Source organism: Peptostreptococcaceae bacterium, assembly GCA_016649995.1.
In the GTDB taxonomy this organism is placed as follows: Bacteria; Bacillota; Clostridia; order Peptostreptococcales; family BM714; genus BM714.
In genome coordinates this window covers 1-13431 of the sequence record JAENWJ010000005.1, presented here as the reverse complement: position 1 = coordinate 13431, position 13431 = coordinate 1, and the positions used below count along the sequence as shown (strand labels likewise).

At 42.1% G+C, this 13431-nt stretch carries 12 protein-coding genes; 11 read left to right on the top strand and 1 reads right to left on the bottom strand.

Annotated features, from left to right (window positions below; translation table 11 throughout):
• The first annotated feature begins 186 nt into the window (after positions 1-186).
• From JJE29_01960 to JJE29_01920, 9 genes are all read left to right on the top strand, one after another.
• Complete coding sequence (locus JJE29_01960; GenBank protein ID MBK5251394.1) at positions 187-1422, top strand: M23 family metallopeptidase; 1236 nt, start codon at positions 187-189, stop codon at positions 1420-1422.
• A gap of 49 nt (positions 1423-1471) precedes the next feature.
• Positions 1472-2641, top strand: coding sequence for a CapA family protein (locus JJE29_01955; GenBank protein ID MBK5251393.1), 1170 nt, complete (start codon positions 1472-1474; stop codon positions 2639-2641).
• A gap of 69 nt (positions 2642-2710) precedes the next feature.
• Positions 2711-3397 (top strand): response regulator transcription factor, encoded by a 687-nt coding sequence (locus JJE29_01950; protein MBK5251392.1) that lies wholly within the window; start codon positions 2711-2713, stop codon positions 3395-3397.
• Positions 3398-5188 carry a HAMP domain-containing protein gene (locus JJE29_01945; protein ID MBK5251391.1) on the top strand — a complete coding sequence of 597 codons (1791 nt, stop codon included), beginning with the start codon at positions 3398-3400 and terminating at the stop codon, positions 5186-5188.
• An 88-nt stretch (positions 5189-5276) separates the two neighbouring features.
• On the top strand, positions 5277-6044 hold the full coding sequence (locus tag JJE29_01940; protein MBK5251390.1) for a hypothetical protein: 768 nt from the start codon (positions 5277-5279) through the stop codon (positions 6042-6044).
• Between the two features lie 16 nt (positions 6045-6060).
• Positions 6061-7488, top strand: a complete 1428-nt coding sequence (locus JJE29_01935; GenBank protein MBK5251389.1) for a hypothetical protein — start codon at positions 6061-6063, stop codon at positions 7486-7488.
• A gap of 11 nt (positions 7489-7499) precedes the next feature.
• Complete coding sequence (locus tag JJE29_01930) at positions 7500-8357, top strand: two-component system regulatory protein YycI (protein ID MBK5251388.1); 858 nt, start codon at positions 7500-7502, stop codon at positions 8355-8357.
• Positions 8358-8379: 22 nt separating this feature from the next.
• Positions 8380-9177, top strand: a complete 798-nt coding sequence (locus tag JJE29_01925) for an MBL fold metallo-hydrolase (GenBank protein MBK5251387.1) — start codon at positions 8380-8382, stop codon at positions 9175-9177.
• A 171-nt stretch (positions 9178-9348) separates the two neighbouring features.
• Positions 9349-10455, top strand: coding sequence for a trypsin-like peptidase domain-containing protein (locus JJE29_01920; GenBank protein MBK5251386.1), 1107 nt, complete (start codon positions 9349-9351; stop codon positions 10453-10455).
• 116 nt (positions 10456-10571) lie between these two features.
• Here the strand turns inward: JJE29_01920 and JJE29_01915 are convergent, their stop codons facing one another.
• Positions 10572-11051: an ECF transporter S component gene (locus JJE29_01915; protein MBK5251385.1), complete on the bottom strand. Its 480-nt coding sequence runs from the start codon at positions 11049-11051 to the stop codon at positions 10572-10574.
• A 78-nt stretch (positions 11052-11129) separates the two neighbouring features.
• Between JJE29_01915 and JJE29_01910 the strand changes: the two genes are divergently transcribed.
• Both JJE29_01910 and rlmH read left to right on the top strand, forming a co-directional pair.
• Positions 11130-12554 carry a PLP-dependent aminotransferase family protein gene (locus JJE29_01910; protein ID MBK5251384.1) on the top strand — a complete coding sequence of 475 codons (1425 nt, stop codon included), beginning with the start codon at positions 11130-11132 and terminating at the stop codon, positions 12552-12554.
• Between the two features lie 65 nt (positions 12555-12619).
• Positions 12620-13099, top strand: coding sequence for a 23S rRNA (pseudouridine(1915)-N(3))-methyltransferase RlmH (gene rlmH, locus JJE29_01905; protein MBK5251383.1), 480 nt, complete (start codon positions 12620-12622; stop codon positions 13097-13099).
• Positions 13100-13431 lie beyond the last annotated feature (332 nt).

Genomic DNA, 13431 nt, shown 5'->3' with positions numbered 1-13431 from the left:
TGCTAGTATAACATATCTAAATAAGCCAATCGTATATAGCCAAGATAAAAACAAATTAACGATTGGGAAAAAGGATTGAATTGTTCGGCAAAAAAAGGTTTTAATATAGAAAGTGTCAAACATAGTCGAACATAATGGGAGAGTATTTTCTGTTTTTATAAAAAGATGAAACGACAGGGGTTAAGTATGCAAAAAAGAGAGACCTTTTTAACAGGCTTAATTAAGCTTGAAAAAGCAGCAAAAGTATTTTCCATTGCCTTAGCGGGAGCCTTGGCAATTTCTTTAGTGGTACCCGTGTCGGCATATGCGGACACACAGACAACTGACATCGCAGTGGAAACGATGTATCCTCAGGAAATCAAACGAGATGTAGAAGAACTTTTGAAGGTAAGGCTGCGGTCGTTCGCAATAGAGGTGGACGGAGATATAATAGCCGGACTTGATACGCGCTCTGAAGCCGAGGGAATTTTAGAGAAATTGATAGAGCCTTTCGTTGACAGGGAAGATGGCGTAAAGATACTCGAATTATATTTTAAGGAAAAAGTTGAAGTAGTTGAGGAACCGGTACCGCATGAATTGATTGGAGAAAGTGAAGAAATTCTCGAATACATAAAGCGTGGGACAAAAGAGAAAAAGGTTCATGTAATAGAAAAAGGCGATTATTTCGGAAAGATAGCCGAACTTTATGGAATACATGTTGCAGATTTGGAAGCGGCAAACCCCGATGTTTCTCCGAGGGCGCTCCAGATAGGGCAAAAGTTGAATCTTCTTGTGCCGAAGCCGTTTATAACGGTTATGACGACAGAAAACAAGGTCTACGATGAAGTTATCCCTTGCGATAAGGTTTACGAAGACAATTCGGGAATATATAAGGATGAATACAGAATAAAAAGGTCAGGGCAGGACGGAACACGGACGGTAGAGGCAAAAATAGTCCGGGCAAACGGAATTGAGTATCAGAGAGAAATCTTGAGTGAAGAAATAACAAAGGAACCTGTGACTCAGATAACATACAAAGGGACAAAGGCTCTACCCCCCAAGATTGGCACAGGATCTTTCAAGAAGCCTGCCAATAGAGGTTCTGTAACATCCGAATTCGGATGGCGATGGGGAAGGCGGCACGAAGGGATAGACATAGGAATGTCGACAAGGACATCTGTTCGCGCAGCAGATGGAGGGGTAATAACCTTTGCCGGATACAGAAGCGGTTACGGCTACATTGTCATAATAGACCATGGAGCTAATATGGAAACAAGGTACGCACACCTGAGCAAGCTTTTAGTTGGCGCGGGAGACAGAGTGTATAAGGATGAACAGATTGCCCTAAGCGGCAATACGGGGGTAAGCACAGGACCGCACCTTCACTTCGAAACAAGAAAAAACGGTGTTCCACAGAACCCTAGAAATTATGTTAACTTCTAAAAACAGGTCTTCGGACCTGTTTTTCAATATTGCGAAAAAGGTGGCGGAAATGGAAAAATTGATTATGCTTCTATCGCTTGCTATTCTATTGACCGGATGTTCTTCGGATGCGAGAGAAATACCCTTCAAGGATTCTGCGTTATTGGTGAAAATCGAGAATGAAACAAATCTGTCCACGGTTTCCTTGGAAGAAGGGCGCAAGCTTTGGTATGAATACGAAGCTTTGATTGAAAATAGAAGAATTGTTCTTTCTGCAACCGGCGATATTATGCTTGGAAGAAGAGTTGGAAGGCTTTTGGATGATAATGGAGGGGAAAGCGCATATAGAGGATTTTCAACTGTTTTTAGCAGATCGGATGTGCTTTTCGGAAACCTTGAATGTTCCCTATCTGAAAAGGGACAAAAGCTTTTAGAAAAGGGCATTTGGCTCAGGGCTTCCCCAAATAAGGCGGAACTTTTGAAGGAAGCCGGATTTTCGATTCTCTCTCTTGCAAACAACCACATACTGGATTATGGAAATGAGGCGCTTTCCGACACCATAGCATTTCTTGAAGAAGAGGGCATAGGTCATGTAGGGGCAGGCAAGGATATTGAGGCGGCAAGGAAACCTGAAATTTTTAAAAAGGGAGATACTTCAATAGGCTTTCTGGCTTACAATGAGTTTTCATACTATTTTTGGAGCTACCAGGAAAGACGGAAATTTGTTGCGGAAAAAGATGTTCCGGGAACTGCGCCAATGGATCTTGGTCCCATCATAGATGATATAAAAAAGCTAAAAAGCAGGGTCGATCTTGTTGCAGTTTCACTCCATTGGGGAATAGAGGAATCAAACATGGAAACGGAGGAGCAAAGGCGCGTGGCCCACGCTCTTATAGATGCCGGAGCAGATATTATAATAGGACATCATCCCCATGTTTTGCAGGGCCTTGAAATATACAGGGGCCGGCCGATTCTTTACAGCCTTGGAAACTATATCTTCGATCAGAACAATGAAAACAACAAGCAGGGAATGGTTGCGGAAATTGAAATAGTCCGAGGGAATCTGACATCCTTATCACTGCATCCACTTTATGTGAAGGATAAAAGCGAGCCAATCGTTCCGGAAGGCGAGAAGCTAAGGGAAATTATGGATAAAATATCACTTCTTTCAAAGGATATGGGAACAGTGCTTGAAGAAAAAGAAAAGAGCCTTAGCTATTCCTTTAGCTGTCAACAATAATGTGGACAATGGCCATTCAAAAAGATATCATGAAAACAGAATGAAAAGCAATTAATGGGAGGAAAAATCATGTCTAGAAAAATATTGATAGTGGATGATGAAAAACCGATCTCCGACATAATCAAATACAATTTAGAAAAAGAGGGATTTGAAGCAATGGTTGCCTATGATGGAGAGGAAGCGTTGCGCGTAATTTTTCAGTCAAATCCGGATTTGGTTCTTCTTGATATAATGTTGCCGAAGATGGACGGCTTCCAAGTGTGCAAAAAAATTCGCGAAACCATGAATATACCGATAATAATGATAACCGCCAAGGAAGAGGAAGTGGACAAGGTTCTGGGCTTGGAACTGGGAGCGGACGACTATATAACAAAGCCTTTTGGAATGAGGGAGCTTATAGCCAGAGTAAAGGCGAATCTCAGAAGGGTCAAGATAGACACCACAAATACAGGCAGCCGAATAGTTTCCGGGGATTTGTCCATTGACGTAGACAAATACGAGGTTAAAAAAAGAGAGGAAATCATTGAGTTGACGCTTCGTGAATTCGAACTCCTTAAATTCATGGCTACGCAGGAAAACCAGGTATTCAATAGGGAGCAGCTGCTTAAGGATGTATGGGGCTATGAATACTACGGAGACATCAGGACTGTTGATGTTACGGTAAGAAGGCTTAGGGAAAAGATTGAGGATGATTCATCTAATCCCACGTATGTGCTGACCAAAAGAGGGGTAGGTTATTATTTCAGGAGGAAGTAGATGTTTAAAAGCATAAGATGGCGATTCATAATCATATACTTTCTTTTGGTTTTCATAGCAATGGCCATTGTTGGCGTTTATATAGTGGACCAATTCGAGAAATACCACTTAAGCGCGGTCAGTGACCAGCTCAATAGGATTGCCGAGGATTATATTCTGCCGTCGGTTGCTCCCTATGACGACCTCGACGAGGAGAAGGATAAGATACAAAGCACCATTGACACATGGTCCAAGGGGTTTAGAGAGGAAATTTTCATCATCAATGAGAATTTCCAGATTATAGCCACGAGCAATGCCAATCTTATAGGGAAAAATGCAATAGACATATTGGAGTATACACTTATAATAGATGCCGCGAAGGGCGATGTGAGAGAGCTTGACCTGGAAAGCGATTCGGGGCTACGCACAAAGAATCTCGTATTTCCTATTACCAGAGGGGAAAAAACCATTGGAATTTTATATATCCGAGATAGCCTAAATGATATTTATGAAACACTTGACGAATCCAAGTGGATTCTAACTCAAGCAACGATGCTTGCACTATTCATAACAATAATACTTGGATATTTGCTTGCTAAAAGCGTAACAGAGCCTATTGCAGAGCTTACAAGAAAGGCGTCTAGAATGGCAAACGGCGAATTCGAACAGAAGGTTGATGTCAAGTCTGACGATGAGATTGGCCGACTGGGAGAAATGTTCAATGAGCTTACTGATAAACTAAAGAATACCCTCGGGGAAATTTCTTCGGAAAAGAGCAAGCTTGAAACAATACTTAACAACATGGCAGATGGTTTGCTTGCGGTGGACCTGAAGGGAACCGTAATTCATGCCAATCCAAAAGCCATGGATATCCTGGGAATTAAGCCAAGGGATCTTGAAAAAGGCTACGATGAAATAATTGAGAAGTACGACGAGAATCTTACGATAAAAAGCATAGGCGAAAACAATCCTTCATGGGTTGGAAGCAGGAAATTAAATGTGGGCAACTCAATTTACAGAAGCGACTATGCGCCGTTTACCGATGAGCACAAGGAATACGCAGGATTGGTAATCCTCATGCAAGATGTCACCGAACAGCAAAGATTAGACAACATGCGCAAGGAATTTGTTGCAAATGTTTCACATGAGCTTAAAACTCCGCTTACAAGTATAAAAAGTTATACAGAAACACTGCTAGAGGGAGCCGTTGACGACAAGGTGCTTGCTCTGCAGTTCCTGTCGGTGATAGATAGCGAATCAGATCGCATGACGCGTCTGGTCAGGGACCTTCTCCAATTGTCTAATTTCGATTATGAAAAAGTGGCGTGGAACAAGGGATGCAACGATGTCGTAGACCTTATACGAAAGGCTGTCGTCAAGATGGATGTTACCGCCGGAAGCAAGGACATGAAAATATCCTTTAACACTGATGCAGATTCAATGGAGGGCTTCTTCGACCACGACAAGATTGAACAGGTTTTTCTTAATGTGCTTTCCAATGCAATAAAATACAGCGATGATTCCACTTTTATCGAAATTTCACTTGCCAAGGATGACGATAAGGCCGTTATTTCCGTCAAGGACCAAGGCATTGGGATACCGGAAGAAGACATGGGCAGGATATTTGACAGATTCTATCGTGTAGACAAGGCAAGATCGCGAAGCTTGGGAGGGACCGGGCTCGGTCTGTCCATTTCAAAGAAAATAATTGAGGGACACGGAGGAGAGATAGGAATCAAAAGCCGCACAGGACAGGGAACAGATGTGGTTTTTTCATTCCCACTTGAGAGCAGTCTTTGTGGATATATTTAAGGTATGTGTAATGCCACTGTAACGCTGTTGTAATAATAAGGGAGTATAATGAGATTTGATAGTTAATATGTGTTTTTAGGAGGATTTTATGAAGAAGAGGCTCATTGTTCTCGCAATGATCTTGTCTATGGCAATATCCCAAGGAGGGATTGCATGGGGCACAGGAGAAGGGCTTGAGAACGCGGACCTGCAGGTCAACAGCATTTTTATGGAGAATGAAAAGCCTGCGTTAGTAAATATAATTCGGCCGCGTGGAGAGATTGTTACGGATAAAAATCTGTTCATTTCAGCTCAGATTTTTGACGGAGCAAAAGCAAGGCTTTCTGTCTTTAGGAAGGTTAATCCAATTGATTTTCCAATTAGACTAAATATCATAGAAAGTGGCCCGGTTCCTTACTATTCTGAAGAACTGGTTTACGAGTCGCCTCTGATAGAAAGACGAGAGGAGTCCGTATTCTATTTTGAAGAAACAACTGGAACGACTGTAGAAGCCGCGGCAAAAGTTTCTTCGGATACAGCTATGCAAGGAGAAAATCCCGAGCCTTCAACTGAAGAACTTTTGATGGCAGAGAAACTTGGAGAAATTTTTGGCGAGACATCATCATCTGGTATTCAAACCTTTGACGAAGAGGCTGGAAGGGATGTTCTGTTTTACTATAAAAAACTTGAAAATGTTAAGCCCGGAGCCTATCGCATTCAGTTTGAGGTTTTAGACGAATATGGAGATAACGGGTATTTTGTGGAGAAACGAATTAAAGTCAAGGATTTTTCATTTACCATCAAGGATGCTGATGAAATAAAGAAAGAAGTGCTTGAGATTCTTTCAAAAAGCTTTATCGGCTCAATGAGCAGGTAGCCATGGAGGCCGGATTATGGGCAAAGAAAAAGTAAAAACAATTTTTCTTGCCATGCTCTTTGTCCTCAGCGTGCTTCTTACCCAAAGGCTTTGGATTATTATACCTTCAAGCGAAATATTCGCTAAGGAAATTGACAATGCCGTTGAAGAAGAATTTAATATCTATGCTGAAATTCTAAGCCCCCAAAGTTATGTTTATAATTTTGGGGGCGGTTATCATACAATCCTTTTCACGGATCCGAATGATACATGGAGCGAAGTGGTCAGAATAATCGATGACTTTACTGAAAAGGGTTTCACATATGAAACGCTGAATATTGAGCAATGGCAGGATGCAAATGAATATAAATCAGTCAAGCTGCGGTTCTCGTTTCCGGTTCCGCTTGAGCTTTTTTACTCCGATTTCGGGTCATGGAATATTGGTGAAAATTTAAGCGATATTGACAATCTCATCATGCCCGCAACAGACGGAAGCGTTATATACATTGCCGACAAGTCCAAAGGGATTTATCTGAAGCTAAAGGGAGAGCCCATAGCAGGAGACATAGCTTCAAAAATAGACGAGGTGGAAGCCCTTCCGCATACGGATTATTTCAGAACAGAGGATATTCTTGGCATAGAAACGGATGTTTTGCTACCAATTAATTTTGAAGAAGGGATTTCGACAACTGAAGTCGCGACAGAAATGGATGTGTCAGATAAGGCTCAAATCACAGCCATGGCCGGCCGTATTTTTGGAGAAACCTTTGATTTTGTCAAAAAAATCGAAGAAACTGACGGATCGGTTTTTTACATTTCAAACTATGGAGAAAAGGTTTTGAAAATACAGTCTGATGGCCTCCTAGAGTATACAGAAATGATTGAAAAACAGGGGCAGCCTTTAAATGTTACATTGCTTGAAGCACTCAGCAGATCCGTTGCATTCGTGAAAAACCACGGAGGATGGCCGGCGGGGGCTTATTTGGCTGGGAGCGAAGAAATAGAGAAATCCGGTGTCAAGGGATACCGTTTTTATTTTGGATACAAAATAAATGGCTATCAAGTTTCGTACGGCGAAGGGGCGGGGGCTATATCGATCGATGTTTACGGCAACGATGTCGCATACTACAAGCGCCGCGTATTTCGCGAAAAAATGAACATTCAATTCCAAGGGGAGACATCTTACGACTCTATTCTATTGCCTCAGAAGGCAATAGACAGAAACCTAAGGGAAATTGCCGCAGCATATATAGTCGACAATGATTTGGAGATAGAAAACATATCAATGGATCAATTGCTGTTTGATATACTTAGAGCTATAGACAGCATACAAATACTCTATTACTTGGATGAAGGCGCAGGCATGGAAAGGCTTAATCCGGTTTGGAGAATTGCCATAGAAAAAAGGGTTTACTATTGTAATATTGTTGACGGGGAAATGCTTTATCGCACCCGAAACGAGTAAGGAGAAGGCCCATGGATTGGACCAAGGCTAAGACAATTCTTATAATTGCATTCATAATAACAAATGCATTTCTTTTTTATAATTTGGAAAAGGACGGCCCATCTTCTGACAATCTTTCCGGTTTGGCGGCGGAAAGGATAGAAGAGGTGGAAGAGATACTTGATAAAAGGGGGATTTCTTTGCCTTTGGGCATCCCACGTGAAATGCCGGAGGTAGCTTCCCTTGAGGTTGCCTATTTTCAAATAGACAAATATGCGGAAGCGGAAGCTTTTCTGGTAAATGGCTTTAATCCTGGGGATGACTCATTTTCAAAAGGACCCGAGGCATTGAGAGTTCTCGAAGGAAAGATGCTAGTCTACGAAAATACAGAAGTGTTTCAGGGTGATGAGCCTAGTATTGACGATGCAGTAGATAGTGCAGAGGTATTTTTGGAAGAAAAGGGATTTTCGCTTAAGGATGCGATTTTAGAGAGCGCTATATCTGAAAACGGACTCGTGGAACTAATATATGTACAGATAGTTAAAGATCTTCCTCTTGAAAACGGACGGATGGAGCTTTTGGTTTCAACCCTCGGCGTTGCAAGGATTGAGCGCATATGGATGGAAGTTATTTCTGTGGGAGATTCCGCAAGGAAAGTCATTCCAGCTGCAAAGGCGTTGTTGATGGCGTTAGAGACACTTGAGGAAAGAAGAATTAATGAAATTGAAGGAATGGATTTGATTTATCTATTTGATACAAAGAAAACATCGTTGTCTAAATGGCAGGACATAAAATCGGGAACCGCGCTTCCTGTATGGAGAATAGATTTGCCTGAAGAGGGCGGGTCAATATATGTTGATGCATATGAAGGAATAGTAATCAGCAATTGAATCAGTAGAAAAGAGGAAAAATATGAAGTTTTGTTCCCTTAGCAGCGGAAGTAGCGGCAATAGCCAATTCATTGCATCAAGAGAAACACGCCTTTTGCTTGATGCCGGCGTTACCGGGAAATATATAAAAGAGGCAATGGAATCCATAGGAGAAAAACCGGAAGATTTAGACGGTATTTTAGTGACCCATGAACATAGCGACCATATTAAGGGCGTAGGTGTACTCATGCGACGATACGGTCTGCCGCTCTACGTCCATGAAAACACCTGGCTTGAAATGAAGAGCCAACTGGGAAAGATAAATATGGAGAATATCCATTTTATTGACGGAATAGATAAATTTGAAATTAAAGACCTTTCTATCAAGCCGTTTGCAATTGACCATGATGCCGCCCATCCATTGGGATTTTCATTCGAAAACGAGGGAGTGGCGGTAAGTGTTGCAACGGATTTAGGGCACATGACGGATGAAACAATAGAAATACTGGAAAACAGTGATCTCTTGCTGCTTGAAACCAATCATGATGTGGAAATGCTCAAGGTGGGAAGATATCCATGGTTTCTGAAGCAAAGGATTATGGGGGATTCGGGGCATTTATCGAACGAAGATGCCGGGATGGCGCTTGTTAAAATGGTTGAAAGAGGTGCTCCAGGGTGCGTGCTCTTGGGACACTTAAGCCATGAAAATAATTTTCCGGAGCTTGCAATGGAGACGGTAAGAGGTATTTTAGAGGAAAATGGTTTAAGGGACGGAAGAGACATTGACCTTGATATGACATACAGAAATAGGGTAGGAAGACTTTACAATATACTAAAATAAGGGGGAAAGATTATGTACAGGGAACATGAAGACAGCGAGGAAGTGAAGATTGAAGAATCGGACATTGCAAACGAAGAGCCTTCAAACACCGAAACAATAGAAGAAAAAGAGACTGAGAAACCTAAGGCTTCAAAACCAAATGAAACCATAGTAAAATATAAAATCCCATTCATGAAAATAATTGCGATTTCAGTAATCGCTGCTATGATAGGGGGATTGTTCACCGCATATATTGCGCCGACATACCTTTATGGAAAAATAATTAAGGATCCATACGGCGGCATATACACTCAAGGAGGGCCGGCCTATGAAATAGTAGCTACGACCGAGGGTCTAAATGTAATCTCGGCTGTCGCTAAAAAAGCCATGCCATCTGTTGTGGGGATCACAACGGTATCAATACAGAACGATTTGATATTTGGGGCTAGTAAAGCCGAGGGAGTAGGAACCGGGGTAATAGTTGACAGCAGGGGATATATCCTTACCAATTCACATGTCATAAATGACGGAAATACAGAAGCGGTGACGGTTCTTTTGTCGAGTGGGGAGAGCCTGGATGCGGAGGTTCTCTGGAATGACCCGATACTGGACTTGGCTGTTGTGAAGGTTGAAAAAACAAATCTGCCGGTAGCTGATCTTGGGAATTCGGATGAGTTGATTATTGGGGAAACGGCAATTGCAATAGGAAATCCGTTGGGATTAACCTTCGAACGCTCAGTGACTGCAGGAATTATAAGCGGCCTGAACCGCAGCATTCCAATCAGTTATTCAGAAAGCATAGATAGCCTGATACAGACCGATGCATCTATAAACCCCGGCAATTCAGGTGGTCCGCTTCTTAACGCTAGAGGAGAGGTAATAGGAATCAATACTGCGAAGATACAGAGTGGCGAGGGCTTGGGATTTGCTATTCCAATAAATATTGCCAAACCGATTGTGGATGAGTTCATTGAAAAAGGAGAGTTCACGAAAGCGTATATGGGAATACAGGGTATAGATCTCGAGGAGTTCGAGCAAAGCTCGGGCGAGGAAACAGGGCTGGAAAAGGGTGTATTCGTGTACAAGGTTTACAAGGATTCCCCCGCAGACATGGCCGGCATGCTTGGTGGAGATATAATAACAAGAATCGGTAGCGATGATATAGAAACCATGAGGCAGCTCATAAAGGTTCTTTATGCATATAGGCCGGGAGACACGGAAACGGTCGAGCTTGTCAGGAACGGCCAAGCTTTTTCGTATGACATTACCTTTGTTGCTCGTGATGAAATAGAAGAATAAAAACACTTTTGCCCAATGGGGCTGTGGGGAAAGCCTGAAACTGTGGAAAACTTTCCTTCGGATTTTAAATTATCAACAAGTAAAATAGCCGCATCCTTTAAAGGATGCGGCTATTTTTAAGATATAAATCGTTTCAGTTGTTTATGCAGAATCAAGGCAATCACCATTCCAAGTGAAAATTGAAGAGCATTCCATGGAAGATTGTAAATCGGAGCAATCCAGTTTCCGTAAATAACACCCTCTGTGACATAATAACCTAAAATCATTATGATTCCGCCTGTAAGCATGAAAGCGATTTTAATGCCTAAAGATTTTTCGCTTGCTTTTGAAGCCAACAGAGCCATCATTCCCTTTAGAATAAAGGTGGACGGGATATAAAACAGATATCCCGCGGAGTAATCGGCCAAACCCGAACCGATTCCGGCGGCAAGGAAAGCATACTTGGGGCCGAGTAGAAGGCCGGTCAGGAATACTGCTGCATCTCCCATGTTAAAATATCCAAATCCTAGGGGGATGGTGATGGTGAAGGTAGTTATAAAGACTAGGGCTGTTAAAACCGAGGTGCGTGCGAGCATTTTAGTATCTATTGTTTTCATGTTAAAACTCCTTTTAATATTATTGTAATTAAAATATACTATAAATGTGACCATATAAAAAGGCACAGATACATAATAATGAAAGGGGACAGAACAAACATGATAGTGTCATTCTATCCAAACAGAGGGACAGATATTCCTATATATATGCAGCTTTACGATTATTTTAGAAAAGCAATTAGTTCAGGAGTAATAAAAAAAGACGAAAAGCTTCCATCCATAAGGGAGGCTTCCGAGATAACGGGTCTTAGCAGGACGACTGTCGAGAGCGCATATTTTCAACTTTTGACTGAAGGCTATGTGCTAAGTCGACCCAAAAGCGGATACTATGCGGCGGATTTGATGGAGATAGAGGAGGAACTTCCGTGGGAAATTGAGAAGTTTAAAACAAAAGGCGCGGATGAATTTATTTCCCGGGAAATCTATTTTTACAACGAAGACATAGACAGTGAAAGCTTCGACGTTTCGGCATGGAAGAAAATTTACGGTACGGTTCTCAGGGAGCGTTCCAGCGAAATATACGGAACAGGAACGCATCAGGGGGAGCCGGATCTAAGGCGTGAAATCTCAAGATTCATCAATCTGACAAGAGGAGCGAGGACGAATCCGGAACAGATTGTCGTAGGGGCCGGAGGGCAGTACCTCATAGGAATATTGATTGGGCTCATTCGGCGAAAAAACGGACGAGCGGCCTTCGAAGATCCGGGCTATGAAAAGGCAAAATATATATTCGAGGATTACGGTTTCGAAACCGAGGCTATTCCCGTGCTGGAAAATGGAATAGACCTTGCCGCGCTCGACGATTCGCATGCAGACATAGTGTATGTAAGCCCTTCGCATCAATTCCCGACAGGATTTCTGATGCCGGTCCCCAAAAGGATAGAGCTTCTTGCTTGGGCAAGGGATAGAGAGTCCTTCATAATCGAGGATGACTATGACAGCCTGATTCGCTATGAGAGCAGGCCTGTTCCATGTCTTCAGGGTCTCGATGCACATGACAGGGTAATCTATCTGGGTTCATTCTCAAAAATCCTTCTTCCGTCCGTAAGGATAAGTTATATGGTGCTGCCCCATAGACTTTTGGATGACTACGAAAAAATCAAGACGCGCTATAGCCAATCGGCATCAAAACTCGAGCAAATGACCCTGGCCGGTTTTTTGGAAGAGGGATTGATGGGCAAGCATGTCCGCCGGATAAAACGCAATTACAAACGTAAAAATGCGTTGCTGCAAAGATATATAGAAAAGAACTTTCATGGAAGAATAGAAATCTTGAGCGCCGATTCGGGCCTAAATATGGTCCTGGGGCTAAGAACCGAGAAAAGCGCGGAGGAGATAGCGGGTATTTTCTCTAAAAAGGGCATACTGGTAAAGGTCATAGGCAGAGATGGAAAAGATATGGTCGTTTCCCTTGCGTACAGTGGATTTTCGCCTGAGAGCCTCGAAAAAATGATTGAGACTCCCATGGATATGGGCAAGGACTGGCTCGTTGAATTCCTGTAATTGTAGGGGCAATCTATGTGCTATATTAATTTGAAAAATAATATTGATTAGAAGGGATTGAAACAATGAACATAACAATAATAACCGTAGGTAAGATGAAAGAAAAATTTATGAGAGATGCAGCCGGCGAGTACACCAAGAGGCTGTCGAAATACTGCAAGCTTTCATTCGCCGAGGTGCCGGACAAAAAAGCACCTGAAAATCTTAGCGAAAAGGAAGAAATCCAGGTAAAGGATAAAGAGGGAGAAGAAATCTTTAAAAAAATCAAGGATGCGCAATTCGTCATAGCCTTGGATATTCAGGGAAAGCAGCTTTCATCCGAAGAGTTCTCGAGGAAATTGAATAGCCTCGCCCTTTCGGGAAAAAGCGATTTGGCTTTTGTTATTGGCGGATCTCTTGGACTTTCCGAAGCCGTACTTGACAGGGCCGACTTCAAACTGTCATTCTCTAAGATGACCTTTCCCCACCAACTCATGAAAGTCATTCTTCTAGAGCAAATATATAGGAGCTTCAGAATCAGCAAAAATGAGCCCTACCACAAATAACAACTCTATAGTCCGAGATGTTTAATGATTTGGCTGTGTCCCTATGTGTGAGACTTTAGATATTAGCATTGCCAATTTCACCAATGAAAACACGCCAAATCCATCAACAGAAACTTGCCAAATCCATCAACAAACGATAGAAAATCCAATCATTGGGGACGGAACTTTTTGATTATTATTCTAATTAGTGTCTGCTGATTAACCTTCAAAGCATTGATTTAACTGACTTTTAGGTGAATATTTGATATAATGAATGCAAGGGTATTTCGCAATTAGAAGCATTTTCCTTGCACTTACCTATAATATTTACGGTTCTTTCTCATATTGTGTGG

Coding starts and splice junctions, on each gene's coding strand:
- JJE29_01955 (MBK5251393.1), top strand. CDS start 1,472: ATGGAAAAATTGATTATGCTTCTATCGCTTGCTATTCTATTGACCGGA.
- JJE29_01915 (MBK5251385.1), bottom strand. CDS start 11,051: ATGAAAACAATAGATACTAAAATGCTCGCACGCACCTCGGTTTTAACA.
- JJE29_01945 (MBK5251391.1), top strand. CDS start 3,398: ATGTTTAAAAGCATAAGATGGCGATTCATAATCATATACTTTCTTTTG.
- JJE29_01940 (MBK5251390.1), top strand. CDS start 5,277: ATGAAGAAGAGGCTCATTGTTCTCGCAATGATCTTGTCTATGGCAATA.
- JJE29_01920 (MBK5251386.1), top strand. CDS start 9,349: ATGAAAATAATTGCGATTTCAGTAATCGCTGCTATGATAGGGGGATTG.
- JJE29_01910 (MBK5251384.1), top strand. CDS start 11,130: ATGAAAGGGGACAGAACAAACATGATAGTGTCATTCTATCCAAACAGA.
- JJE29_01950 (MBK5251392.1), top strand. CDS start 2,711: ATGTCTAGAAAAATATTGATAGTGGATGATGAAAAACCGATCTCCGAC.
- JJE29_01930 (MBK5251388.1), top strand. CDS start 7,500: ATGGATTGGACCAAGGCTAAGACAATTCTTATAATTGCATTCATAATA.
- rlmH (MBK5251383.1), top strand. CDS start 12,620: ATGAACATAACAATAATAACCGTAGGTAAGATGAAAGAAAAATTTATG.
- JJE29_01925 (MBK5251387.1), top strand. CDS start 8,380: ATGAAGTTTTGTTCCCTTAGCAGCGGAAGTAGCGGCAATAGCCAATTC.
- JJE29_01935 (MBK5251389.1), top strand. CDS start 6,061: ATGGGCAAAGAAAAAGTAAAAACAATTTTTCTTGCCATGCTCTTTGTC.
- JJE29_01960 (MBK5251394.1), top strand. CDS start 187: ATGCAAAAAAGAGAGACCTTTTTAACAGGCTTAATTAAGCTTGAAAAA.